Source organism: Asanoa sp. NPDC050611, from assembly GCF_040654855.1.
Taxonomy (GTDB): domain Bacteria; phylum Actinomycetota; class Actinomycetes; order Mycobacteriales; family Micromonosporaceae; genus Asanoa.
In genome coordinates this window covers 1-2,780 of the sequence record NZ_JBFAIU010000563.1, presented here as the reverse complement: position 1 = coordinate 2,780, position 2,780 = coordinate 1, and the positions used below count along the sequence as shown (strand labels likewise).

General features: G+C 72.3%; 2 protein-coding genes. Both read left to right on the top strand.

Features of this window, described 5'->3' with window-relative positions; genetic code table 11:
- Nucleotides 1–1,116, top strand: a 1,116-nt coding sequence (locus AB0H87_RS40215; RefSeq protein ID WP_360158595.1) for a glycosyl transferase family 1, incomplete at its 5' end; no start/stop codon positions are given.
- 47 nt (nt 1,117–1,163) lie between these two features.
- Complete coding sequence (locus AB0H87_RS40210; RefSeq protein ID WP_360158592.1) at nt 1,164–2,774, top strand: glycosyltransferase family 4 protein; 1,611 nt, start codon at nt 1,164–1,166, stop codon at nt 2,772–2,774.
- Nucleotides 2,775–2,780 lie beyond the last annotated feature (6 nt).

Below are 2,780 nucleotides of genomic sequence, written 5' to 3'. Positions count from 1 at the left end.
CGCGAGCCGGCCGAGCCGGCGGTCGTGCCGCCGGCGCGACCGGGACCGGACGAGCCGCGGCGGGAGTGGAACCCGCTCGGCGGCGGCCCGATCCGGCTGGGGCTCGGCACCGCCAACTACGCGGGCCAGCTCTCCGCGTTCGCGCAGGCGATCTGTGTGGCCCGGCCGGACGTCTCGGCCGAGGTGGTGATGGCCAAGCCGCCCGCGTCGTTCCGGTACCCGGCCGACGTCTACCTGCACTTTCCTGCCGAGCACCGGCTCGACGTGCAGCTCGAGCAGATCCGCCGAGTGCTCAGCGGCTACACCCACCTGATCGTCGACGCCTTCCGGCCGGTGCTCGGCCGGCTCAACGGCGACGACATCTCCGGCGACCTGCCCGCGCTGAAACGTGCCGGGATCAAGGTGGCGCTGCTGGCGCACGGCAGCGAGATCCGCCACCCGGCCCGGCACCAGGAGCGGCACGCCGAGTCCGGTTTCCGGCAGGCGCCGGCGGACCTCGTCGAGCGACTCGTGGCGGTCACCGAGAAGAACCACCGCACCGCCCGGGACAGCGGGCTGCCGGTCTTCGTGACCACGCCGGACCTGCTCGCCGACGTCCCCTGGGCGACGTGGGCGCCGCTCGTGCTCGACGTCGACGCGTGGGCGTGCGACCGCCCGGTCCTCGACCGGTCCCGGCCGATCGTGCTGCACGCCCCGTCGACCCGTTGGACCAAGGGCACCGACCGCATCGTGACCGAGCTCCAGGACCTGCACGACCGCAACGTCATCGAGTTCCGGCTGGTCGAGGGCCTGCCCTGGAGCGAGATGCGCGAGCGGGTCCACGAGGCGGACATCCTGGTCGACCAGCTCGTGATGGGTGCCTACTGCGCGTTCGCCTGTGAGGGCATGGCGGCCGGCAAGGTGGTCGTCTCCTACCTCGGCGACGAGGCCATGGCCGCCGCCGGCATCCGTCCACCGATCGTCAGCGCCACCCCGAGCAGCCTGGTGAAGGCGATCGAGTCGGTGTTGGACGACCGGACCGCCGCCGCTGGGCGCGCCGCCGAGGGTGTCAGGTACGTCCGGGAACACCACGACGGCCGGCGCACCGCCCTCGCCTTCGACAACTTCCTCCGTTGACCTGTCCGTTCGCATAGCCGTACCGCAAGCAAGGAGAGGCATTTCCGATGGATTCAGTCCCAAGCACCGTCACGCCGCCGACCCGCGGCCGGGTGGTGATGCTGGTGGACAACGGTGTCCATGGCGATTCCCGGGTGCAGAAGGCGGCCGCGTCCGCCGCCGAGGCGGGCTGGGAGGTGATCCTGGTCGGCATCCGCGGCGCGTCCACCGAGGAGACCTGGCAGATCGGCGGCGCGGAGGTCCGGCTGGTCCCGGTGCACCGCCGGGTCGCCCACCCGATGACCTACCGGCGGTCGCTGTTCCGCCGGCCGCTGGCGTACCCGCCGGACCGGCAGGCCGTCCGCCGGATCCAGAAGCTGCGGGCCTGGCGTGCGGACATCAACGCCCGGCTGGCCGAGGTGAAGCTCGCGCGGATGGCGGGCGGCTCGCGGTTGGCCAACCTGACGAGCAAGGCCCGGCTCGCGGTGCCATTGTTCACCGTCCGGGTGCTGACCAGGTGGGCCCGGTTCCGGTCCAACGAGCTGCAGCGGCTCGTGCGCGCGCAGCAGAACCCGGACTCGGCGATCAACAAGCTGTCGATCCGGTTCTGGCAGACGGTCCTGGGCGACCGGGCCTGGCGCAAGCTCGACCCGCAGCTCTGGGACTACGAGCTCGGCTTCGGCTTCGTGATCGACGAGCTCGAGCCCGACCTGATCCACGCGCACGACTTCCGGATGCTCGGGGTCGGTGCCCGGGCGGCGCTGCGGGCGCGCGCCGGCGGCCGGCCGGTCAAGCTGGTCTGGGACGCGCACGAGTTCGTGCAGGGCGTCATCGGCCGGCCCGCCAACTCCCGCTGGCACCCCGCACAGGTCGCCTACGTCCGGGAGTACGCGCGGTTCGCCGACGCGGTGATGACCGTGTCACCCACCCTGGCGGACCTGCTGCGCGAGACGCACAACCTGCCCGAGCAGCCCGCGGTGGTGCTCAACGCCCCGCCGCGCACGCTCACGGGGGAGCACCGCGAGGTGCCGGTGCCGGACCTGCGCGCGATGTGCGGAATCGACAAGGACACGCCGCTGCTGGTCTACGTCGGCGGGATCAACCCGTCGCGCGGCGTGGACATCATGGTCAGGGGCCTGGTCGAGCTGCCGGACGCGCACGTCGCCCTGGTCTCCGTGCACCCCAACGGCAAGATCAAGATCATGGAGGAGCTGGAGGACCTCGCCGTCGAGCTCGGCGTCGCGGACCGGTTCCACCTGCTGCCGTACGTGCCGCACTGGCAGGTCGCGGCGTTCGTGGCCACCGCGGACCTCGGGGTGATCCCGATCCACCACAAGCCCAACCACGAGCTGGCGCTGATCACGAAGTTCTTCGAGTACGCGCACGCCCGGCTGCCGATGGTGGTCAGCGACGTGAAGACGATGGCCGAGGCGACCCGCGCGACCGGCCAGGGTGAGGTGTTCCGGGCCGAGGACCTGCCCGACTATCTGCGGGCGGTCCGCGCCGTGCTGGCCGACCCCGAGCGGTACCGGGCCGCCTACGAGAAGACGGACGTGCTGGACGAGTGGACCTGGGAGGCCCAGGCCAAGGTGATGGACGACGTGTACACCCGGCTGCTGCCGGGCCGCCCGCCCGCGCCGAGGCCCGCCGCGGACCAACCGGTGGTGCCGGCGGCCTGACCCGAC

Coding starts and splice junctions, on each gene's coding strand:
- AB0H87_RS40210 (WP_360158592.1), top strand. CDS start 1,164: ATGGATTCAGTCCCAAGCACCGTCACGCCGCCGACCCGCGGCCGGGTG.